The organism is Cupriavidus sp. FW305-27, from assembly GCF_058787995.1.
The window spans coordinates 32639-54741 of record NZ_JBYTAG010000037.1; the positions used below are offsets into that span (position 1 = coordinate 32639).

The window sequence follows — 22103 nt, forward strand, 5'->3', positions numbered from 1 at the left end:
GGTGCGCCGCAATATGCCGGCACATTGTTAGCTTTTTGACAGTGTAGCGCCGCTGCGGGTGCCACAATGCCTGCAAGACATGACGAGACGATGCGCGGCCATCGCGCACGCTGCCACCAAAGGAGACCCGCATGAGCGACACCCACGCGCCTGCACGCGCCACCTTCAGCCATATGGAACACGGCACCCGCGAGGACTGGGCCGCCATCTCCGCCGAGTTCATGCCGTTCGCGCGGGCGCTGCCGGATCGCGTGCTGGCGCACCTGCGCCTGCTGGATGGCGATTGCGGCGGCTTCCCCGTGGACCGGCTCACGCATTCTCTACAGACCGCGACACTGGCGCACCGCGACGGCCAGGACGAGGAATACGTGGTTTGCGCGCTGCTGCACGATATCGGCGATACGCTCGGCAGCTTCAATCATCCAGACATTGCCGCCGCCATCCTCAAGCCATTCGTCAGCCCCGAGAACCTGTGGATGGTGGAAAAGCACGGCGTGTTCCAGGGCTACTACTTCTTCCATCACCTCGGCCTGGATCGCAACCTGCGCGAGCAGTACCGCAGCCAGCCCGAACTGTTCGAGCGCACCGCGGAGTTCTGCCGCAAGTACGACGGTGCCGCCTTCATGACGGACTACGACACGCTGCCGCTGTCGTTCTTCGAGCCGATGGTGCGGCGCGTGCTGGCGCAGCCGCGCAACTCGATGTATGTGAAGCCGGGAGAAGCGACGCTGGCACAGCCCTGAAAGCACAACGGCCTCGCTTCATGCGAAGCGAGGCCGTTGTGTCATGCCATGGCCAGTCAGGCCGCGCGCTGCGCCGTCTCCGGATGCCGGAACTGCTCCAGCAGCTTCGCCCAGCGCCCGCGTACCGCCTTCAGGTTGTTTTCCTTCACATGCCCGAAGCCGCGGATATCGTCCGGCAGGTTCGCCAGCGTGACCGCGGTGTCGTAGTTGGCGGCATTGAGGCCCGCCACAAGTTCATCCAGCAAGGCCCGGTACTCGCCGATCAGCGCGCGCTCGGTGCGGCGCTCCGCGGTCTTGCCGAAGATGTCGAAGGCACCGCCGCGCAGGCCCTTCAGCTTGGCCAGCACGCGGAACAGCTTCATCGTCGACGGACCGAACTTGCGCTTGATCAGGTGGCCCTTGTCATCGCGCTTGGCGTTAATCGGCGGCGCCAGCCAGAAGTTGAGCTGGTAGTCGCGGCCCGGCTCGCCTTCAAACTGGGCGCGCAGCTTGTCCAGGAAGACAGGGTCGGTGTAGAGCCGCGCCACTTCGTACTCGTCCTTGTACGCCATCAGCTTGGCCAGGTTGCGCGCCGCAGCCTCGGTCAGCGGCAGGGCCTTGCCGCTGCCAGCCAGCGTGCTTTCGGCCACGCGCACGCGGTCGATGGCTTCGCGGTAGGTGCGCGCGTAGGCGGCATCCTGGTAGGCGGTCAGGTGTTCCATGCGCCGGGCGACCAGCTTCTCCAGCATCGCGCCGCTCGAGGTCGGCAGCTTGACCACTTCCGCGCCTTCGGCGGTGTTCTTCAGCTTGCCGGTCAGCGACAGCACGTGCTCGGGGTCGTGCGCCATATGCCGGCCCCAGTCGAACGCGGCCTTGTTCTTCTCGACAGCGACGCCGTTGAGTTCGATGGCGCGCTCCAGCGCCTGCAGCGTCAGCGGGATCCAGCCCTTCTGCCAGGCATAGCCGAGCACCAGCGGGTTGGTGTAGATCGCGTCGCCCAGCAGCGCCACGGCGAGACCCGAGGCGTTGATGAACTCGCACTTCTCGCCCACCGCGGTGCGCACATCCTGCTCGGCCGACAGGCCGGGGAACTGCCACTTCGGGTTCTTGATGAAGTCGGCGGTCGGCGTCTGCGCGGTGTTGACCACGGCGCGGGTGCGGCCGGCCTGGGTCTTGGAGATGACTTCGTCGGTGGCCGACACGATCGCATCGCAGCCGATCACCAGGTCCGCCTCGCCCATGGCGATACGGGTGGCGTGCAGGTCGTCCGGGCGCGCGGCCAGCTGCACGTGCGACAGCACCGCGCCGCCTTTCTGCGCCAGGCCCGCCATGTCGAGCACGGTGACGCCCTTGTTCTCCAGGTGCGCGGCCATGCCGAGCAGGCCGCCGATGGTCACCACGCCGGTGCCGCCCACGCCGGTCACCAGGATGCCGTAGGCGCGGCGGATCGGCGGCAGCTCCGGCTCTGGCAGCGCGGGCAGGGTGTTCATCGACACGCCGTGCTGCTCGGGCTTGCGCACCTGCGCGCCTTCGGCCGTGACGAAGCTCGGACAGAAGCCGTTCACGCACGAGAAGTCCTTGTTGCACGACGACTGGTTGATCTGGCGCTTGGTGCCGAAATCCGTTTCCAGCGGTTCCACCGACAGGCAGTTGGACTTGACCGAGCAGTCGCCGCAGCCTTCGCACACCGCGTCGTTGATAAAGGCGCGGCGTTGCGGATCCTCCATCGTGCCGCGCTTGCGGCGGCGGCGCTTCTCGGTGGCGCAGGTCTGGTCGTAGATCAGGATGGAGCAGCCCGGCACCTCACGCAGCTCACGCTGCACGCTGTCGAGCTGATCGCGGTGATGGATGGCGATGCCTTCGGGCAGCTTGATCGCGCCGTTGTACTTCTCCGGCTGGTCGCTGACGATGACGATCTTCTTCGCGCCTTCGCTATGCACCTGCCAGGCGATGTCCCGCACCGACAACTGGCCGTCCACCGGCTGGCCGCCGGTCATCGCCACCGCATCGTTGTACAGGATCTTGTAGGTGATGTTGACGTTGGCCGCGATCGACGCGCGGATCGCCAATAGACCGGAGTGGAAGTAGGTGCCGTCGCCCAGGTTGGCGAACACATGCTTGTCGCCAGCGAACGGCGCCTGGCCGATCCACGCCACGCCTTCGCCGCCCATCTGGCTGAAGGTGCTGGTATTGCGGTCCATCCACACCGTCATGTAGTGGCAGCCGATGCCAGCCAGCGCGCGCGAGCCTTCGGGCACATTGGTCGAGGTGTTGTGCGGGCAGCCCGAGCAGAACCACGGCTTGCGCTCCGCCGTCACGCGCGGCGTGGCCAGCGCCTTTTCCTTGGCCTCGATGATGGCCAGGCGCGCGGTGATGCGCGCGCGCACGTCGATCGGCAGCTCGAACTTGTCCAGCCGGGTGGCGATGGCCTTGGCGATGATCGCCGGCGACAGCTCATAGTGCGCCGGCAGCAGCCAGTTGCTTTGCGGGATCGACCATTCGCCGCCCGCGTTGTCCTTTTCGTCGAACTTGCCGTAGACCTTGGGGCGCACGTCGTCGCGCCAGTTGTACAGCTCTTCCTTTAGCGCGTACTCCATGATCTGGCGCTTCTCTTCGACCACCAGGATTTCCTGCAGGCCTTCGGCAAAGGCGCGCGCCCCATGCGCCTCCAGCGGCCACACGCAGCCGACCTTGTACAGGCGGATGCCGATCTGCGAGCAGGTGGCATCGTCCAGGCCCAGGTCGGCCAGCGCCTGGCGCGTGTCCAGGTAAGCCTTGCCGCCGGTCATGATGCCGAAGCGCGCGTGCGGCGAATCGATTTCGATGCGGTCGATCTTGTTGGCCCGCACATAGGCCAGGCCCGCGTACCACTTGTAGTCGAGCAGGCGCGCTTCCTGTTCCAGCGGCGGGTCCGGCCAGCGGATGTTCAGGCCGCCCGGCGGCATGATGAAGTCGTCCGGCAGCACGATCTGCACGCGGTGCGGATCCAGCTCCACCGAGGCCGACGATTCCACCACGTCGGTCACGCACTTCATCGCCACCCACAGGCCGGAGTAGCGGCTCATGGCCCAGCCGTGCAGGCCGTAGTCCAGGTATTCCTGCACGTTCGACGGGTACAGCACCGGCAGGCCACAGGCCTTGAAGATGTGCTCGGACTGGTGCGCCAGCGTCGAGGACTTGGCCGAGTGGTCGTCACCGGCCAGCACCAGCACGCCGCCGTGCTTCGACGATCCCGCCGAGTTCGCGTGCTTGAACACGTCACCGGTGCGGTCCACGCCCGGCCCCTTGCCGTACCACATGCCGAACACGCCATCGAACTTGGCGTCCGGATACATGTTCACCTGCTGCGACCCCCATACCGAAGTCGCGGCCAGGTCCTCGTTGAGGCCAGCCTGGAACACGATGTTGTGCGCGGCAAGGTGCTTCTTGGCCTTCCACAGCGACAGGTCGAGCGCGCCCAGCGGCGAGCCCCGGTAGCCGGAGATAAAGCCGGCGGTGTTCAGCCCGGCGGCGCGGTCGCGCTCCTGCTGCAGCATCGGCAGGCGTACCAGGGCCTGCGTGCCGCTGATATAGATGCGGCCACGCTCCAGCGTGTATTTGTCTTCGAGGGAAACGTTTTCGAGCGCGCGGCGGATGGCGTCGCTGACCGGGGAGGTCAGGGGGGCATTCATAGGTGCTCCTCTATGGGCGTGCTGTCGGGATCACCGACACCTACAGTTGTGGGCGACCGCCTCATGACCTCTTGTGAAGGTGTTGGACGGTCGTGTCTCTGCGCGGCATGGTAGCACCGCCACAAAATCGGCGGTACCTTGCAATGCAGCACAAAGCGTGCCCGCCGTGCCCGTGATTTCCCGTATGGACAGGGGTTCGCGTGTACACTGCGTTGCATCGAGATGGCCCGTGCCGCTGCCGGGCTGCCTGCGATGCGCCACCTCTGCACAGCCAGCCTGGTGCAACCTGATTTCCGATTGCCGTCCTGATGCACGCATGGGACGGGCAAACCAGTGACTACCTGAACATGACCAATTCCCCCCGCCAGGGCACCGCGACCCTGGCCGTGCTGATCGATGCCGACAACGCGGCGCCCGCCATCGTCGAAGGCCTGCTGGCCGAGGTCGCCAAGTATGGCGTGGCCGCCGTCAAGCGCATCTACGGCGACTGGACCCGGCCCAACCTGGCCGGATGGAAGGAGCGGCTGTTGTCGCACTCGATCCAGCCGATCCAGCAGTTCCGCTACACCGTGGGCAAGAACGCTACCGACAGCGCCATGATCATCGACGCCATGGACCTGCTGTACACCGGGCGCTTCGACGGCTTCTGCATCGTTTCCAGCGACAGCGACTTCACCCGGCTGGCCTCGCGCATCCGCGAGCAGGGGCTGACCGTATACGGCTTTGGCGAGCGCAAGACCCCCAAGCCCTTTGTCACCGCCTGCGACAAGTTCATCTACTCCGACGTCCTGCGCGCCGATGCGGATACGGAAGGGACCGAAGGCGTCGACGGGGCTGCCGCGCCCACGCGCAAGCGCAGCACCGGCGAGCTGCGCCAGGATTCGCGCCTGGTGCGCCTGCTGCAGAGTGCGGCGCAGGCGGTGTCGGACGAGGATGGCTGGCTGACGCTGGGCAGCATGGGCAACCACATCGCCAAGCAGGCGCCGGAATTCGATTCGCGCAACTACGGGTACGGCAAGCTTTCGGAGCTGGTGCAGGCCACCGGCCTGTTCGAAGTCGAGACCCGCAACGGCGGCAACAACAAGACCATCTGGGTGCGCCTGAAGAAGCGCGCCAAGGGCGGTGGCGAGGGCGATGGCCGCGGCCAGCAGCAGTCGCAACCGCAACAGCAGCAGCGTCCGGCGCAGCCTGAAGCACGCCGCCAGCCGGCACCGGCGCCCGTGCCCGCGGATCCGCCTGCGCCCGCCGTGGCCCAGCCAGAGGCGGCGCCTGAGCCTGTGCCAGTGCGCGAACCCGAGATCGAGCTTTCCGTCGTCGCCGCCGAAGTGGCCGAGCCGGCGGCGGAGGCAGCGCCGCAGGCTGAGTCCAAGGCCCGCCCCGCACGCAAGCGCGCCACGCGCCGCCCCGACGTGACGCTGAGCGAAACCCCGTGGCCGATCGACCAGTCGATCTTTGCCGCGCCGGGCACGACAGTGCTGTCGGCGCAGGTTGAAGCGCAGCCAGAGGCCCAGCCCCAGCCGGAGGCAGCCGCTGCCGAGGCGGCGCCCGCCCGGGCACCGGCCAGGAAGACGCGCAAGCGCCCGGCCAAGAAAGCGGAGTGATGTGGCCGGCCGGCGCCATGCCGGCCCTGCCCGCCAAAGAAAACGCCGGCTTCGCGCCGGCGTATTCTTTGGCAGAGGTCCTTACCGCACCAGCTGGTTGATCTCGATGATCGGCATCAGCACCGCCAGCACGATAAGCAGCACCACCACGCCCATGGTCAGGATCAGCAGCGGCTCCAGCAGGCTGGTCAGGAACAGCGTGCGGCGTTCCAGTTCCTGCGCCTCGCCCTGCGCGGCGCGGTCCAGCATCACCGGCAGATTGCCGGTGGCCTCGCCGGAGCGGATCAGGTGCACCAGCACTGGCGGGAACTGGTTCTGCGCCGCCAGCGCGCGCGCCAGCGAGGCGCCTTCGCGCACGCGCGTGTTGGCGTCTTCCACGTTGGCGCGCAGCGCCTCGTTGGTCAGCGTCTCGCCCGCCGCCTGCAGGCTGCGCAGGATCGGCACGCCGGCCGACACCAGGATCGCCAGCGTGCCGGCGAACCGCGCGGTGTTGTAGCCGCGGATCAGCTTGCCCAGCAGCGGCGCGGTCAGCAGCCAGCGGTGCCATTCCAGCCGCACCGCGGGCTGCTTCAGCACGCTGCGGATTGTGAACGCTGCCGCCGCCAGCACCGCCAGCGCTGCCCACCACCAGTTCCGGACGAAGTCCGACAGCGCCAGCATGATGATGGTCAGCATCGGCAGCTTCTGCTTGGTATTGGCGAACACGCTCACCACCTGCGGCACCACGTACGACAGCAGGAAGATCACGATGGCGAATGCCACCACCGTGACGATGGCGGGGTAGGTGAAGGCCAGCCGGATCTTGGAGGTCAGGGTGTTGCGCGACTCGATATAGCCCGCCAGCCGCTCCAGCACCAGTCCCAGGTGGCCGGAGTGCTCGCCGGCCGAGACCAGCGCACGGTAGATGTCGGGGAAGTCGCGCGGATGCTGGGCCAGCGCCACCGACAGCGAGCTGCCGCCCATCACCTCGGCGCGGATGCCGGCCAGCAGCTCGTGCACATAGGCGCGCTCGGCCTGGTCGGCCAGTGCCCCCAGCGCCTCGTCCAGCGGCAGCCCGGCCACGATCAGGCTGGCCAGCTGGCGCGTGAACAGCGCCTGTTCCTGCGTCGACAGCTTGCGCGCAAACAGCTGGCTGCCGCTGCGCGGCGCCAGGCCGGCACCGGCGAGCGGGTCGACGGTCAGCGGTGTCAGCCCGCGCGCGCGCAGCTGCGAACGCGCCTGGCGCGGGCTGTCGGCCTCGATCACGCCGCGGTCGGTCTTGCCGGCGGCGTCGGCGGCTTCATAGCGGAAGGCTGGCATCCGGGCGGCTCCGCTTTAGTCGCGCGTCACGCGCAGCACTTCCTCAAGCGAGGTCGCGCCGCTGTCGATCCAGCGCTGCGCGTCGCCGCGCATGGTGTGCATGCCGTGCGCCAGCGCCACCTGCTTGATCTCGGACTCCGGCGCCTGCCGGTGGATCATGGTGCGGATCTCGTCACCGACGGTCAGCAGCTCATAGACGCCCATGCGCCCCTGGTACCCGGACTGGCCGCACTTGTCGCAGCCCACCGGGTGCCACACGGTCTGCAGCGGCTTGCCCTGCGCGTGCAGCACCTCGGCCTCGGCGGCAGTGACCTCGATCACTTCCTCGCGCTTGCAGTGCTGGCACAGGCGGCGTACCAGCCGCTGCGCCAGCACGCCCAGCAGCGACGACGACAGCAGGAACGGCTCGATCCCCATGTCGACCAGCCGCGTCACCGCCGAGGCCGAGTCGTTGGTGTGCAGCGTGGCCAGCACCAGGTGGCCGGTCAGCGAGGCCTGCACCGCGATCTGCGCGGTTTCCAGGTCGCGGATTTCGCCGATCATGACCACGTCCGGGTCCTGGCGCAGGATCGCGCGCAGAGCCTTGCCGAAGGTCATGTCGATGCGCGCGTTGACCTGGGTCTGGCCGATGCCGTCCAGGTCGTACTCGATCGGGTCTTCGACCGTCATGATGTTGGTGGTGCGCGCATCCAGCCGCGACAGCGCCGCATACAGCGTGGTGGTCTTGCCCGAGCCGGTCGGCCCGGTCACCAGCACGATGCCGTGCGGCTGGCGGATCAGGTGGTCGAAGCCGCGCAGCGTGCCGGGCGCCATGCCCAGCTTGGCCAGGTCGAGCCGGCCTGCTTCCTTGTCCAGCAGGCGCAGCACCGCGCGCTCGCCATGGCCGGTGGGCAGGGTCGAGACCCGCACGTCGACCGGGCGCCCGCCCACGCGCAGCGTGATGCGGCCGTCCTGCGGCAGGCGTTTCTCGGCGATGTCGAGCTGCGCCATGATCTTGATGCGCGAGATCAGCGCGCCGTGCAGCGCCTTTTTCGGCCGCACCACGTCGCGCAGCGTGCCGTCGACGCGGAAGCGCACCACCGACGACGACTCGAACGGCTCGATATGGATATCCGAGGCGCCTTCGCGCGCGGCCTGTGTCAGCAGCGCATTGATCATGCGGATGATCGGCGCGTCGTCCTCGGATTCAAGCAGGTCCTCCACCGCCGGGATGTCCTGCATCAGGCGCGACAGGTCGACTTCGCCTTCGACCTCGCCCACCACCTGCGCGGCGCTGCCGGCGTCCTGGCGGTTGTAGGCATCGGCCATGGCGCGCTCCAGCGCGTCGGGCTCCAGCACGCGCAGGCGCAGCGCGCCATGCACGCGCGCGACCTCGGCCAGCGCGGTCGGAGAGGTGGCGCGGGTCACCCAGACTTCCAGTCCGTCAGGGCGCTGGTGCGCGACCAGCAGCGGCGCCTCGCGCGCAAAGCCGTACGAGACCAGCCGCGCCGCCATCGGCGAGGGCGGCTCCAGGGTCTCGGCCGGCGCGCTGGTGCCGGCGGGCAGGGCAGTTTGGACTTCGCTGGCCATGTCGGGGCTTAGTTCTGGAGCGCAGACTCGCCGCGCGGGTTCAGCGGCTGGGATGCGTTCGCCGGTGGTTGCGGCAGCTGCTGCGGTGCCGGCTGCATGGGCTGTGGCTGGCCCGGCACGCCGGGCTGCGGGGCATTCTGCGGAAGGGTCTGCTGCAGCGGCAGCGGGGCGGCAAGCGGACCGTTTGCACGCGGATCGACGAACGGCGTGGACGGGGCGTCGGCCGGCGGCAGCAACGGCGTGTTGGTATCACGCACCATGATGTTAGGCGAAACAAAGCCCTGCTGCTGCGCGCGCATATAGTCGTAGCGGTCCTGCGTCAGGCGGTCGGCGGCGCCGGCCGTGCGCATCACATAGGGGCGCAGGAACACCAGCAGGTTGGTCTTGGCGCGGTTCTTGTTCTCGTAGCGGAACAGGCCGCCGATCCATGGGATGTCGCCCAGCAGCGGCACCTTCTGCACGCCGTCGCCGTACGAGTCCTCGATCAGGCCGCCCAGCACGATGATCTGGCCGTCGTCGACCAGCACATTGGTCTCGATCGAGCGCACATTGGTGGTCGGGCCCTGGATCAGGTTGGCGGTTGCCTGCACCACGTTCGACGACTCCTGGAAGATCTGCATCTTCACCAGCCCGCCGTCGGTGATCTGCGGCTTCACCCGCAGCGTGATGCCCACGTCCTTGCGGTCGAAGGTCTGGAACGGCGTGACCGAGGCCGCGCCGCCGGTCTGGGCATAGGAGCCGGTGGTGATCGGGATGTTCTGGCCGATCAGGATCTTGGCTTCCTCGTTCTCCAGCGTGATCAGGTTCGGCGTGGACAGCAGGTTGACGCTGCCGTTGGAACCCAGCGCGCGCAACAGCGCGCCCAGCCCCATGGCCTTGTTGACGATGCCCAGGTTGAGGCCGCCGATGTCTTGCACCAGCCCCTGCGCCGCGGCGATGCCGGCGGTGCGGTTGCTGTCGGCCAGCGCCCCGGCCAGGGTCAGGTTCAGGATGTTCTGTCCGCCGGTGCCGAAGTTGGTGCCGGCAAAGACGTTGTTGTTGCCGCCCGGCGAGCTGATCAGGCCCTGCCACTGGATGCCAAGCTCGCTGGCCTGCGTGGAGGTCACCTCGACGATCATCGATTCGATGTAGACCTGCGCGCGGCGCGCGTCGAGGTCGTCGATGACGCCGCGCAGGTTGCGGTAGACCGGTTCGCTGGCGGTGATGATGAGCGAGTTGGTGGACGGGTCGGCCTGGATGATGCCGCCGGTGGTCGGCTGGGTGCTGGTGCCGAACGACGCGGCGAAGGCCGAGTTGCCATAGGCGCCGCCCGTGCCTCCGGACGCGCCGGTGCCGCCGCGCATGCCGGCCTGGGTGCCGGTGGCGCCGCCGGTGAACTGCCCGCCGGCAGGCGTCGAGACATTGGTCATGCCCGCCGCGCCGCCGATGCCGCCGGCCTGCCCGCCGGGCTGGGTGGCGCTGGCGAAGCTGCTGTCGGCGGCGACGATGGCGCGCAGCGTGGCCGCCAGCTTGACCGCATCGGCGTTCTTCAGCGGCACTACCCAGATATTGCCCGGGCGTGCATAGGGCTGGTCGAGCTTCTCGATCAGGTGGCGCGCCTGCTGCAGGCGCGCGCGGCTGGTGGCGCGGATCATCAGCGAATTGCTGCGCGGCTCCGCCACCACCGAGGTGCGCAGGCTGGCATCGGCTCCCGGTGCGCCGCCGCCGGCGGCGCCCGCGGCGGCGGGGTCGAGCAGCTTCTGCAGCACCGCCGCGGTATCGCTGGCCAGCGCGTGCTTGAGCGGCACCAGCTCGACCTCGCCCGAGGCCGGCGCATCGACCGCGGCGATGATGCGCGCCAGCCGGCGCAGGTTGTCGGCGTAGTCGGTGATGACCAGCGTGTTGTTGGCCGGGTAGGCGGTGATGGTGTTGTTGGGCGCGATCATCGGCCGCAGCACCGGCACCAGGTTGTTGGCCGATTCATAGTTCAGCCGGAATACCTGCGTCACCACCTGGTCGCCGCGGCTGGGGCTGGCGCCGATCACGGTGGGCGAGCCCTGCAGCTTGGCGTCGGCCTCGGGCACGACCTTGGTGAAGCCGTTGCTCTCGACCATGGCATAGCCCTGCATGCGCAGCACCGAACCCAGCGTCTGCAGCGCCTGCGCGCGCGAGACCGGCTGCTCGGTGACCAGGTTGACCGTGCCCTTCACGCGCGGGTCGATCACGAAGTTCTTGCCGGTGGCCTGGCCGACCGCCTTGATCACCGAATCCAGGTCGGCGTTGACGAAGTTCAGCACTACCTGGTCGCGGTTGGACGGCGTGATGTCGGGTGGCGCGGGCGGGGTGCCGGTGCGCGCGCCGGACTGGGCCCACAGCGGCGCGGGCGCCAGCAGCGAGAGCCCGCACAGCAGGGCCACGGCGCGGGCGCAGGCGGTATGGAAAACAGGTCGGATGGCGTGGGTTTTCATAGTCATTTCCGGGCGCTCCTGGATTGGCCTGGCATCAGAAGCGCAGCCTTGTCACATGGTTGTCTCGTCGTCCCAGCAGGCTCAGCAGGCTGGTCAGTTGGGTTGCCGCTTCGGGCTCGGCGTGCGCGGTGCCCTCGAAGCGCGCCTGCCGCCCCAGCGTGCCGCTGCCCTCCAGGTGCAGCGGCCCGGCGATGGTGCTCAGCTGCAGCTTGCCGCCGCCCTCGCCGGTCCAGTCGAGCTCGGCGCGGTAGCTGCCCAGCGGGCGCAGCCGGCTCACGGCCGACGACACCTGTTCGATGCGCAGCGTCATATGGCCGCTCATGCCCTGACCCGAAAAGCGGCCCTGCAGCGTGGACCAGTCCACGCGCATCAGGCCGTCCGGGCGCAGCGTATTGAACGGCGCGCCGATGCCTTCGAGCAGCGCCGCGGGCAGCCGCATGGCGCCTGCCTGTGCGCTCCAGCCGCCGGGTGTCACGGTGATGGCGACCGGCGCGGCCATGGCCTCGGAGTGGCTCACCACCAGGCGCGCGCTGCCGCCCAGCAGCGGCCAGAACGCCAGCGTCCATTGCAGTCGGCCCGGCAGCACGGTCGCGGTCTGGCTGCCGGCGCCGGCCGACAGCGCCAGCGTGGCGCTGCCATGCCAGAGCGAGCCGCTGGCATCGGCCAGCAGTACCCGTCCCTGCGTCTGCGTGGCCACGCGCGCGGCGATCCATGCCGCCGGCAGCATCGCCACCACGGTCACCGCGGCGCTCGCCAGGCCAAGCCCCAGCCAGCGCAGGCGCCGCCCTGCGGCCGGCTGGCGCAGCTTGCGGCGCGGCAGGCGCAGCGTTTCCAGCCGTACCATCAGCTGCGGCCGCCCGGACCCTGCAGGGTCGCGCTGACGTTCACCAGCGCCGTGGCGCCAACATAGACGATACGGGCGTCGATCACCTTCATGCGCTGCTGCTGGCGCACGTCCTGCAGCCAGCCGCTGACCGCGCCGAACGGCACCTTGTCCAGCTGCACCTGCACGCTGTTGTCGGCGCCGGCGGCCAGCCGGGTCGCCTTCAGGCCGTGCTGGCCCAGGCTGTCCTGCAGCGCCTGCGTGAGCGTGTCGCCGCGCAGCGCCGGCGCCGGCGTGGCCTTCAGGCCGCGGGCTTCCTGCGCCAGGGATTCCATTTCGGCCAGGTCGGCGCGCAGCTTGGGCAGGTTGCGCGCCAGGCGCTCGCGGCCGTCGGCGGCCGGTTCCCACAGCACCAGGTAGCCGATCACCAGCGCCAGCAGGGCGCCGCCGCCGGCCAGGATGGCCTGTTCGCGCGGGTTGCGCGCCGACCAGAAGGCGTTGAAGCGCTCCTGCCACGCCTGCGGCACGGACGGGCGCAGCCGCGCCAGGCGCGTGCGCAGCGCAGAGGTCGCGCCTGGCCGGCTGGCGCGTGGCGTCTGGCTTCGGGCTGTGTCTTTCATCGGATTCATGCTTGCTGGTGGGCCCGCTTACAGGCCGGGCCTGACGGTCCAGCGCGAGCCGGGCGTCACCGGGGTGCCTGCGCTGCTGCTGGTACTGCCAGCGGCACCTCCGGCCTTGTCTTCTTCCATCTGCAGCCCGGCCTGGCGCGCGGCGCTGCGCAGTCCGGCCGTGTCCGTGCCCGGCTTGAGCGTCACCACCAGCATGCGGCCGCGGTACTCCAGCGCCTGCAGCGCGTCGGGCGGCAGCCTGCGCGCGGCCTGGGCAAAGCGGTCGGCCAGCGGCAGGAAGTCTTCCGGCGTGCTGCGGCCGCTGGCGGTGCGCAGCTGCTCGACCTGCCGCCGCATCTGCAGCGGCGCGTCGAGCACGGTCTGGATCTGCGGGAAGGCGCCGCGCAGCGCCTGCAGCTGCGCGGCTTCCAGCCGCTGCTGCTCGCGCCGCAACAGCAGCCAGTGCGTGTTCATGCCAATGACCTGCACCAGCACGATGCCCGCCAGCAATGCCAGCGGCACGCGCCATGCCACCAGGTTCCAGCGGTCGGCCCGGCCCTGCGCGAATTCAAACTGCGCCAGGTCCAGCGCCGGCTCGCGCAGGCATTCCTGCGCGCCTTCGATCCACAGCTGCCAGCTGGCGCGGGCGGCCTGGCGCAGGTCGGGCACCGGCGCCGCGGCGGCAGCGTCGGCATCGGCATACCAGGTGCCGGCGGGTGCAAGCGCCTGCCACGCGGCCAGGGCATCGTCGCCCAGCAGCAACCCGTAGCCGGCGTGTGCGCCGGTGCGTACGGTCAGTTGCCACTGGCGCGCGGCGTCGGAGCCGGTGCCGGGCAGCTCGCCGCCTAACTCATCGCCCAACTCGCCGCTCCGGGCGAGGGCGCTGGCGGCGGCTTCGACCACCAGCGCGGCCGCCGGCGGCGGCGCGTCGGCGCTCGCCAGTGACGGCTCGGTGCCGGCTTCAGCGGCGGAAGCCAGCGGCACGCACAGCTGCGCGGCCAGCACATGGCGGCGCCGGTGGCGGTGCTCGGCAAAGGCGTCGAGCACGGCGCGCAGCCAGGCGCGGTCGGCCACCATCAGCAGCCGCTGGCGCGGTCCGCGCGCGGCGCTGCCGTCGAGGGCAGGGCCCACGCCGATATGGCACGGCTGCGCCTCGGTCGCGAGCGCGTCCTCGACCAGGTTGGGCAGCGCCTGTTTCAAACGGGCGGGCGGCAGCGGCGGCACGCTGGCGGTGGTCAGCAGTACGTCGCTGGCGGCGAGGATCAGCACCAGGCGCTCGGCCGCGGGCAGGTCAGCGATGCGGGCGTGGCCTTCGCGCAACACTTCCGGCGTCGCACGGGCCTGGCCACGCCGCGCCGTATCGGCCGTGGCAGTGCGCACCAGCGCGAACGGCAGGGTGCCGAACTGCCACGGTTGCGGCTGGTCATGCGGCCGGTGTGGCAGGCGGACGTACAGGGTGGTGCTCAAGGTTTCCTTGCTTTGGCGTCAATGGAACGGCTCGGGCAGGCGCATGGCCGGTTGGGATGCGCCCTGGATCGCCCCGGAGTCGGAAACATGCCGGGGTGCGGGGACGCCGGCGGGCGGCCAGGAAGGCCGGACGGCGGCGGGTAGGCTGGTGCCACGCTCGCGCCAGCGCCGCAGCATACCTTGCCTGTGTGACTAAACCGCGTCAATACCATTCTCCCCGGTTGCCCGCGCGTGCAAATTCGGCCTGTCGCCTGGCCTGGTGGGCGCCGCCTAGCGCAGGTCCGGCAGCCGGTCCGCATCCTGGATCCAGACCACGCGGGTGGTGTTGGCCGTACCCAGCGGCTCGCCGCGGAAGACCAGCGACACCTGCAGCCGGGTGGCGCGCTCGTGCCGCACCAGTCCATAGACCAGGAAGTAGTGCGTGCGCACGTCGAGCAGGTTGCCGAGGTTGGCGGCATCCGCCTGCGGTGCCACCGCGGCCAGCTGGGTCTGCAGGTTGCCCAGGTTGTTGAAGTGGGCGCGGTCGCGCTGGCGCACCAGTTCGCGCGCGCGCTCCAGCGGCAGCTTGTTGATGACCGCGGCCAGCACCTCGGCCTCGGCGGTGTTGGCGTTGACCGGCGTGCGCTCGGGCAGCACGGTGACAAAGGGCTCCAGCACCGCCACCATCTCCGGCGTGTAGCCGGGCAGCGCCATCAGCCCCTGCACGCTGTCCAGCGGGCGCGGCGGCTGCCCGCTGGCATTGCCGCCCTGCGCGGCCTGCAGCATGTAGCGCGCCGTGGTCTCGGCCAGCTCCGGGTTCAGGCCGACCGTCTGCAGCAGGCGGCGGTATGCGGCCAGCGCCGCCGGGTCGACCGAGGCCGCGCGGCCTGGCTGGCCGTCTGCGCCGCCAGTGGCGGTCCATATCACCAGGTTGGCCAGGTTCAGGCGCGCCTGCGCATCCAGGATGCGGCCCGACAGGAACGAGGTCTCGCCCGCGACGTCGGTGCGCAGTGCCGCGCCGAGGAAGTCCGACAGCCGTGTCTCGGCGATCGGCACCGCCCACGGCTCGCCCAGTTCGTCGACGTTGGTGCGGCGCTGGTCGTCGCGCAGGATCAGCCGCGCCCAGTCCACGGCGGCGCGCTCGATCCAGGTGGCCTGGGCCAGCAGCCGCTGGTTCTCGATGGCGCGGATCTGCACCTGCTGGCGCCACAGCATGCCGGACACCACCACCACGGCCAGCGTCACGATCAGCAGCGCGGTGACCACGGCCGCGCCGCGCGGGCGGCGGCGCAACTGCGCCAGGCGAGGCGGGCGGCTGGCTTGCCTCATAGCCCGGTCATGCAGATCTTCTGGAACTGCCGCGGCGCATCGCCGTCGCCCATGCGGGCGAAGATGGTCAGTTCCACCGCGCGCACCGCGGTGTTGGGCAGCGCGGCGCCGGGCGCGGAGGCGGCCACGGCGCTGGCGGCGTTGCCTGTGAACAGCACGTTGCGGATGCGCCCGCTGTCGGCCTGCCAGCCGGCGGGCTCCACCCATGCGCGCGTGCTGATGCCGTCCACGTCGGCCAGCACGCGCCGCACCTGCGCGGTGTTGCTGCCGCCCTGGCGCAGCGCCAGCAGGGCCGACTGCAGGCCGGCGCGGCTGTTCACCGGCGGCGCGGCCACGCGCACCAGGGTATTGCCGTCGAGCTGGTACGACAGCGCCTGCCAGGTCGGCGGCTGGCCTTCGTCGCGGCGGTCGCGCACCAGCAGCAGCCGGTTCTGGCCGATCTCGACCGGGCTGGCCTGCAGCAGCGTGGGGTTGGCCAGGTGCTCGCAATCGGCCTGGAGCTGGCCGTAGAGCACCTTCAGTGCGTCCAGGCGCGCATCGTGGTCGGTGAGGCGCTCGCGGCTGCGCGTCAGGCTGTCCAGCGCGCGCCAGCCGATCACCGCCATCACCGCCAGCAGCGTGATGGCGACCAGCATCTCCAGCAGCGTGAAGCCGCCGGGCTGGCGCTGGCGGCGGCGCTCAGAGCACGTTGCGGGTTTCATTGGGGACTATGGTGACCAGCCATGCCAGGCGTACGGACTTGTCCGTGGCGGACGGGTAGACCGCGATCTCGACGCGGCGGAAAACGGGATTGGGCGTGCCCGAGACGGCTTGCTCGCAATACAGCGGCGTGCCGCCCTGCGGGCAGGCATAGCCGCTGACGCCGGGCTCGGGCCAGGTCTTGGCCAGGCGCAGCGCGGCCAGGTGGTTCTCGGCGCTCCACTCGGCCAGCATGCGCGCCTGCAGCGACGCGCTGGCATCGACCATCGAGCCCATCGCGCGCATCGCCGCGGTCAGCGCGACCGCCAGGATGGTCAGCGCCACCAGCACTTCGATCAGCGTGAAGCCGGCGTGGCGCCCGCGCCGGGCCGGCCGGGGCAAAGCGCGAGGGCAGGGTTTCATGGCGTGCTGGCGAAATAGCGGCCGCTGCCGTCGCCGGCAATGTCCACGCGGATATCGCCGCGCACCAGGATCAGCCGCTGCGGGGCATCGATCAGCTCGCGCCCGAAGATCAGCCGGGGCGGGCTGCTGGTGCCGGTGCTGCGGCCCCCTTCGGCGACGATGACCTGGTCCAGCGCCAGGCGCCAGTGGCCCGGGGCAAACACGTCGGTACGCATGGGGATCCAGCCGTTGGGGGTCGATTCCAGGAAGCGCCAGCCGCTGGCATCGCCCTCCCAGGCGAGCGGGCGGGCGCCAAGCTGCGCCTCCTCCTGCGCCAGCTCGAACAGCCGCGCGATGCGCTGGCCGTCGTCGAGCACGCGGCTCCGTTCATTGGGCGAGGCGTTGACCGCCACCAGCGAGATCACGATGCCGGCGATCACCATGACCACCAGCAGCTCGAGCAGCGTAAAGCCGCGGCGCCGGGGGCCGGGCGCGCGGCGGCGCGGCGCCGTGGTCATGGTTGCAGGGGGCGGCGGCGGGGCTGGGCTTATTCCCAGTTGCCGATGTCGGCGTCGTTGCCGTTGCCGCCGGCCTGGCCGTCGGCGCCGAAGCTGAACACGTCGATCTCGCCGCGCACGCCCGGGTTCAGGTACTGGTACGGATGGCCCCAGGGATCCTTGGGCAGCTTTTCCAGGTAGCCGCCGCCCTTCCAGTTGTTGGGCACGGGCTCGGTGGTGGGCTTGGCCACCAGCGCGGCCAGGCCCTGCTCGGTGGTGGGGTAGCGGCTGTTGTCCAGGCGATACAGCTTGAGCGCCTGCATGACCGACGAGATGTCCTGGCGCGCGGCCACGATGCGGGCCTCGTCCGGACGGCTCATGATCTTGGGCACCACCAGCGCCGCCAGCACGCCAAGGATCACGATCACGACCATGATCTCGATCAGGGTGAAGCCGCGCGCACGGCGGGCGCGCACGGAACGGGCGGGGCTGGCAATCTGGGGAGTGAATCTGCGCATCGTCGGTGGACCTCTTGGCTTGAATGGCTGGGCCCGCACCGGTGAGGGGGCGTCGGGCCGGGTTCGCCAGTCAGTATAACCGGCGCCACATGACTGTTTTATGGGCGGCCCCTTCGGCACCTCGGCAAAGTCTGATCCGGATCACAGTTACTAAGAACTGGCATCCGGCAGTCAAATAACTTGCATCCTGGATGCATCTTTTTTAAGATGGCGTCACGATGCAACTGACCCGCTTTTCCGACTATGCGTTGCGCCTGCTGATGTACGTCGCCCGTGGCGACGGCAGCCGGCCGATCACCATTGCCGAGGTGGGGCAGCAGTTCGGCATCTCGCACAACCACCTCGTCAAGGTGGCGGCGCGGCTGTCGAAGCTGGGCTGGATCAGTGCCACGCGCGGCCGCCACGGCGGCCTGCAACTGGGCCCCGGCGCCGAGCGGCTGACCATCGGCACCATCCTGCGCGAGCTGGAAGGGCACAAGGCGGTGATCGACTGCGACAACCCGCCCTGTGCGCTGAACGGCAACTGCCGCCTGAAGCGCGCGCTGGACGTCGCCGAGCAGGCCTTCTACCTTGCCCTGGACGACGTCACGCTGGCCGATGTCACCGGCAGCCAGACGGCCGAGTCGATCATCCGCCTGCATCGCGATTTCCTGAACCGGCGTTCGGCCTGAGCGGATCCTGTCCGTGCGGGCCGGCGAGAGCCGGTTTTATTTTGAGCAAAAACATGCATTTAATTTGCATGATTTAAAACGGAGTGTTTCCTGATGCTGTCCGCCGCTTCCCGCCCCTATATCGATGCAAGCGTCCCCGTGCTGCGCGAGCACGGCCTGGCCATCACCACGCATTTCTACCGCGAGATGTTCGCGGACCGGCCCGAGCTGACGCAGATGTTCAACATGGGCAACCAGGCCAACGGCAGCCAGCAGCAGTCGCTGGCTTCGGCCGTGTTCGCCTATGCGGCCAATATCGATAACGCGGCGGCGCTGGGGCCGGTGCTCGAGCGCATCGTCCACAAGCATGCGGCCGTGGGCCTGACGCCTTCGCACTACCCGATCGTCGGCCGCCACCTGCTGGGCGCCATCTCCGCGGTGCTGGGCGAGGCCGCCACGCCGCCGCTGCTGGCCGCCTGGGACGAGGCCTACTGGTTGCTGGCCGGCGAGCTGATCGCCGCCGAGGCGCGCCTGTACCAGCGCACCGGCGTGGCCGCCGGCGAGCTGACGCCGGTGCGCGTGGTGCGGCGCGAGGCGCAGGGCGACCAGATGGTGGCGCTGACGCTGGCTGCCGCTGACGGCCAGCCGCTGCGCGCGTTCCGCCCAGGCCAGTACATCAGCGTCGAGGCGCACCTGGACGACGGCCAGCGCCAGCTGCGCCAGTATTCGCTGTCTGCCGAAAGCGGGCTGCCGACCTGGCGCATCTCGGTCAAGCGCGAGGCCGGCGACCGCACCACCCCGGCCGGCGCGGTGTCCAACTGGCTGCACGCCAATGCCCAGGAGGGCACTGAACTCAAGGTGAGCGCGCCGTTCGGCGAGTTCACGCCGGCGCTGGACGGCCGCCGTCCGCTGGTGCTGCTGTCGGCCGGCATCGGCATCACGCCGATGCTGTCAGTGTTGCGCACGCTGGCCGCGCAAGGCTCGCAGCGCCAGGTGCTGTTTGCCCATGCCGCGCGCGACGGCCGCCACCACGCCCATCGCGCCGACCTGCAATGGGCGCGCGAGCGCCTGCCGCAGCTGGCCACGCACATCAGCTATGAAACCCCGCAAGCGGGCGACGTCGCCGGTCGCGACTACGACCACGCCGGCACCATGCCGGTGGCCGAACTGCTGCGCCAGCCTGACCTGCAGCGCTTTGTCGACGGCAGCTTCTACCTGTGCGGACCGCTCGGCTTCATGCAGGCGCAGCGCCATGCGCTGGTCAGCGCAGGCGTGCCGGTGGCGCATATCGAGCGCGAGGTGTTCGGGCCGGACCTGCTCGACGACCTGCTCTAAGGGTCGGCGGCGCGGCACCGGCACGGCAGACAGTGTCATGGGGCTCTGGTACGCTTGGCGCGTCTGCGCTCACGCGTCATTGCCCGCCTTGTGGGTATCCAGGGTCCCGATCCCATGCAACTGTCCCTCCGGCCTTCGCTCCGCTTCGATGCCTCCGCGCCCTGGCTGCCGCGCCTGGCCAGCCTGGTGCTGTTTATCGCGCTGTGTGCGCTCGCCACCTACTGGGTGCTGACCTTCAGCGCGATGCGTACCATCCCGGTGCCGCAGAGCGCGCGCGTGGCCCAGACCGAGGCGGTCGAGACCGGCGCGGTCGCGACGCTGTTCGGCGGCTCGGCGCAGGGCGGCCCGCGCGACGTGCAGCTGATCGGCGTGGTGGCCGAGGTGGATGGCGGCGCGGGCGCGGCAATCGTGTCGATCGATGGCGGCCCGCCCAAGGCGGTGCGCGCCGGCGCCGAGCTGTCGCCGCAGATCCGGCTGGCGGAGATCCGCCAGCGTGCGGTGGTGATCGAGCGCAGCGGCGTGCGCCAGGAAATCGTGCTGCCGCTGCAGGCCGGTGCCACGCGCGGCGCACCGGCAGCGGCCGGTGCCTTGCCCACGCCGCCCGCCGGCGCCGCGGCACCGATGGCAACGCCGATGCCGCCCCCGGCACCGGTGGTGAGCCAGCCCGCCGCACCGGCCCAGCAGCCGCAAGGCCAGGCGCCAGCGCAGCAGGCCCAGCCCGCCCAACCGCAGCCGCAACCGGTCGATCCGCGCCAGTACCAGCCGGCGATGGCGCCGCAGGCGGCCGGCGAAGGCCAGCTGGCGCCGAAGGACTGATTCCGGGCGCGAAATATTCGCGCTTGCTTGCGTTCCCTTACGGCGCGCGGGCCTTTCTGTGAGCCCGGTAACATCGTATTAAAAGCGCCAACTTCCCCGCATCGTCTGCGTTCTAATCCGTACATGCCAAACGTGATGAAAAGGAGCAAGACATGCAACGCAATCACAAGCCGCAGATCCTGAAGCAGTTCCTGGCCGCATCGGCCGCCCTCCTGGTCGCCGGTGGCGCATTTGCCCAGGCCAGCGCCCCGGCACCATCCGCTGCGCCAGCCGGCAAGCCCGGCATGGGTCACCACCACCACCACGGTGGCGGCATGTGGATGAAGGCAATCGATACCGACGGCGATGGCGCGATCTCCAAGGCGGAAGCCGACGCCTGGTTCAACAAGCTCGACACCAACCGCGACGGCAAGATCGACAAGGCCGAGATGGACGCGCACCGCAAGGCCACCATGGCCGAGCGCCATGCGCGCATGCAGGCAGCGTTCGACGAGAAGTTCAAGGCTGCCGACAAGAACGGCGACGGCGCGCTGACCAAGGCTGAGGCCAACGCCGGCCTGCCGCGCCTGGCCAAGCGCTTCGACCAGCTCGACGCCAACCGCGACGGCAAGCTGACCCGCGACGAAATCCGCGCCGGCATGGAAAAGATGCACCGCGACCATTCGCACCGCGGCGACCGCGGCCCGCGTGGCCAGGCGGCACCGGGCAGCCAGCCGGCGCCCGCGGCACCGGGCGCCCCGTCCACCAGCGGCGGCTGACCGGCCAGGCAGGGCCGCGCCAGCGGACCTTGCCAGGCCTCACCAAGCGCGCGAGCCTTAGGGTTCGCGCGCTTTTTCTTTGCCTGTTCGCCTTGTGCGTGCACTGGGAAGAATCTGACCTCGCCCGCAAACGCCCGTAGAATGCCGCTTCCCTGTTTGCCGGGCTTGGCACCATCCTTGCCTGCTTCCGGCCGGCGGAGCGCGCGGCCGCGATTTGCGGTGGCGCCACCCCACAGGTCTGCCCAGCCCGACCGGCTGCCGCGCGAGTGACCGATAAGGCTACCGGCTCATCAGAATCGGCCCTGAATCGGACGTAATTTCACAAAAAATTGCGTACTTGTGCACGGCTTGCTAAATTTGCGCAAAAAAATTGCCAATAAACATATTGCGGAGCAACAATATCGTGAGCAAGGTGGAGTTGGACAAGATCGACCGGAAGATCCTGGAAGTGCTGCAGACCAACGGCCGGTTGACCAACCTGGAGGTGGCCGAGCGCGTCAACCTGTCGCCCAGCCCCTGCCTGCGCCGCATCCGGCGGCTGGAGGAGATCGGCGTGATCCGGCAGTACGCAGCGCTGCTGGAGCCCAACAAGATCGGACTTGGCCTGCTGGCCTATATCAATGTCCGGCTGGAAAAGCATGGCGGCGCGCCCAAGGGCAAGGCTCCGCTGGACCTGTTCCGCGCCTCGATCGCGGTCTGGCCGGAGGTGGCCGCGTGCCACGCCATGACCGGCGAGATGGACCTGCTGCTCAAGGTCTACGTGGAAGACATGGAACACTTCGCGCGCTTCATGCAGGAGCAGTTGCTGGCGCACCCGTCGGTGATCGACGTGCGCTCCAGCTTTGCGCTGGAAAGCATCAAGGACACCACGGCGCTGCCGGTGGGCGGCGCGGCTTGATACGGCGAACCTGAGGCCGCAAACAAGAACGGCGCA

General features: G+C 69.6%; 19 protein-coding genes. 7 read left to right on the forward strand and 12 right to left on the reverse strand.

All coding sequences use genetic code 11. The annotated features are described in order from the left end of the window. Window positions 1–131 precede the first annotated feature (131 nt). Window positions 132–743 carry an HD domain-containing protein gene (locus AC3WRI_RS18670; RefSeq protein ID WP_010813442.1) on the forward strand — a complete coding sequence of 204 codons (612 nt, stop codon included), beginning with the start codon at window positions 132–134 and terminating at the stop codon, window positions 741–743. 56 nt (window positions 744–799) lie between these two features. Here the strand turns inward: AC3WRI_RS18670 and AC3WRI_RS18675 are convergent, their stop codons facing one another. Then, window positions 800–4393 carry an indolepyruvate ferredoxin oxidoreductase family protein gene (locus AC3WRI_RS18675; protein ID WP_454749983.1) on the reverse strand — a complete coding sequence of 1198 codons (3594 nt, stop codon included), beginning with the start codon at window positions 4391–4393 and terminating at the stop codon, window positions 800–802. Window positions 4394–4740: 347 nt separating this feature from the next. On the opposite strand from AC3WRI_RS18675, the gene AC3WRI_RS18680 reads away from it, so the two are divergent. Then, window positions 4741–5994, forward strand: coding sequence for an NYN domain-containing protein (locus AC3WRI_RS18680; protein ID WP_011616185.1), 1254 nt, complete (start codon window positions 4741–4743; stop codon window positions 5992–5994). Window positions 5995–6075: 81 nt separating this feature from the next. On the opposite strand, the gene gspF is transcribed toward AC3WRI_RS18680, so the two are convergent. The 11 genes from gspF to gspG form a co-directional block, all read right to left on the reverse strand. After that, the gene (gene gspF, locus AC3WRI_RS18685) at window positions 6076–7293 is read right to left on the reverse strand and encodes a type II secretion system inner membrane protein GspF (RefSeq protein WP_010813445.1); all 1218 of its coding nucleotides are present in this window, start codon (window positions 7291–7293) and stop codon (window positions 6076–6078) included. A 15-nt stretch (window positions 7294–7308) separates the two neighbouring features. Continuing rightward, complete coding sequence (gspE, locus tag AC3WRI_RS18690) at window positions 7309–8862, reverse strand: type II secretion system ATPase GspE (RefSeq protein ID WP_011616184.1); 1554 nt, start codon at window positions 8860–8862, stop codon at window positions 7309–7311. Between the two features lie 8 nt (window positions 8863–8870). Continuing rightward, complete coding sequence (gene gspD / locus AC3WRI_RS18695; RefSeq protein WP_011616183.1) at window positions 8871–11309, reverse strand: type II secretion system secretin GspD; 2439 nt, start codon at window positions 11307–11309, stop codon at window positions 8871–8873. 34 nt (window positions 11310–11343) lie between these two features. After that, the gene (locus AC3WRI_RS18700; protein ID WP_010813448.1) at window positions 11344–12153 is read right to left on the reverse strand and encodes a type II secretion system protein N; all 810 of its coding nucleotides are present in this window, start codon (window positions 12151–12153) and stop codon (window positions 11344–11346) included. Further along, window positions 12153–12761: a type II secretion system protein M gene (locus tag AC3WRI_RS18705; protein WP_492293771.1), complete on the reverse strand. Its 609-nt coding sequence runs from the start codon at window positions 12759–12761 to the stop codon at window positions 12153–12155. The genes AC3WRI_RS18700 and AC3WRI_RS18705 overlap by 1 nt, the downstream gene beginning before the upstream one ends. An 18-nt stretch (window positions 12762–12779) precedes the next feature. Then, entirely contained in the window at window positions 12780–14207 is a 1428-nt protein-coding gene (gene gspL / locus AC3WRI_RS18710) for a type II secretion system protein GspL (protein WP_011616181.1), read from the reverse strand. 270 nt (window positions 14208–14477) lie between these two features. Further along, complete coding sequence (gene gspK / locus AC3WRI_RS18715; RefSeq protein ID WP_492293773.1) at window positions 14478–15515, reverse strand: type II secretion system minor pseudopilin GspK; 1038 nt, start codon at window positions 15513–15515, stop codon at window positions 14478–14480. After that, window positions 15512–16216 carry a PulJ/GspJ family protein gene (locus AC3WRI_RS18720; protein WP_011616179.1) on the reverse strand — a complete coding sequence of 235 codons (705 nt, stop codon included), beginning with the start codon at window positions 16214–16216 and terminating at the stop codon, window positions 15512–15514. The genes gspK and AC3WRI_RS18720 overlap by 4 nt, the downstream gene beginning before the upstream one ends. Then, entirely contained in the window at window positions 16194–16616 is a 423-nt protein-coding gene (gene gspI / locus AC3WRI_RS18725) for a type II secretion system minor pseudopilin GspI (RefSeq protein WP_011616178.1), read from the reverse strand. Before gspI ends, AC3WRI_RS18720 begins: the two co-directional genes overlap by 23 nt. After that, window positions 16613–17113, reverse strand: a complete 501-nt coding sequence (locus tag AC3WRI_RS18730) for a GspH/FimT family pseudopilin (RefSeq protein WP_010813454.1) — start codon at window positions 17111–17113, stop codon at window positions 16613–16615. Before AC3WRI_RS18730 ends, gspI begins: the two co-directional genes overlap by 4 nt. A 29-nt stretch (window positions 17114–17142) precedes the next feature. Continuing rightward, window positions 17143–17610 carry a type II secretion system major pseudopilin GspG gene (gene gspG / locus AC3WRI_RS18735; protein WP_010813455.1) on the reverse strand — a complete coding sequence of 156 codons (468 nt, stop codon included), beginning with the start codon at window positions 17608–17610 and terminating at the stop codon, window positions 17143–17145. A 218-nt stretch (window positions 17611–17828) separates the two neighbouring features. Here gspG and AC3WRI_RS18740 point away from each other — a divergent pair, with 218 nt between their 5' ends. The 5 genes from AC3WRI_RS18740 to AC3WRI_RS18760 all read left to right on the forward strand — a co-directional run bounded on the left by AC3WRI_RS18740 (window position 17829) and on the right by AC3WRI_RS18760 (window position 22067). Beyond that, window positions 17829–18281, forward strand: a complete 453-nt coding sequence (locus AC3WRI_RS18740) for an RrF2 family transcriptional regulator (protein ID WP_011616177.1) — start codon at window positions 17829–17831, stop codon at window positions 18279–18281. A gap of 93 nt (window positions 18282–18374) precedes the next feature. After that, window positions 18375–19595 (forward strand): globin domain-containing protein, encoded by a 1221-nt coding sequence (locus tag AC3WRI_RS18745; RefSeq protein WP_492293775.1) that lies wholly within the window; start codon window positions 18375–18377, stop codon window positions 19593–19595. Between the two features lie 114 nt (window positions 19596–19709). Then, entirely contained in the window at window positions 19710–20411 is a 702-nt protein-coding gene (locus AC3WRI_RS18750; RefSeq protein ID WP_010813458.1) for a type II secretion system protein N, read from the forward strand. 152 nt (window positions 20412–20563) lie between these two features. After that, entirely contained in the window at window positions 20564–21169 is a 606-nt protein-coding gene (locus tag AC3WRI_RS18755) for an EF-hand domain-containing protein (RefSeq protein WP_010813459.1), read from the forward strand. Window positions 21170–21572: 403 nt separating this feature from the next. After that, window positions 21573–22067 carry an Lrp/AsnC family transcriptional regulator gene (locus AC3WRI_RS18760; RefSeq protein WP_010813460.1) on the forward strand — a complete coding sequence of 165 codons (495 nt, stop codon included), beginning with the start codon at window positions 21573–21575 and terminating at the stop codon, window positions 22065–22067. The last annotated feature ends 36 nt before the right edge of the window (window positions 22068–22103 follow it).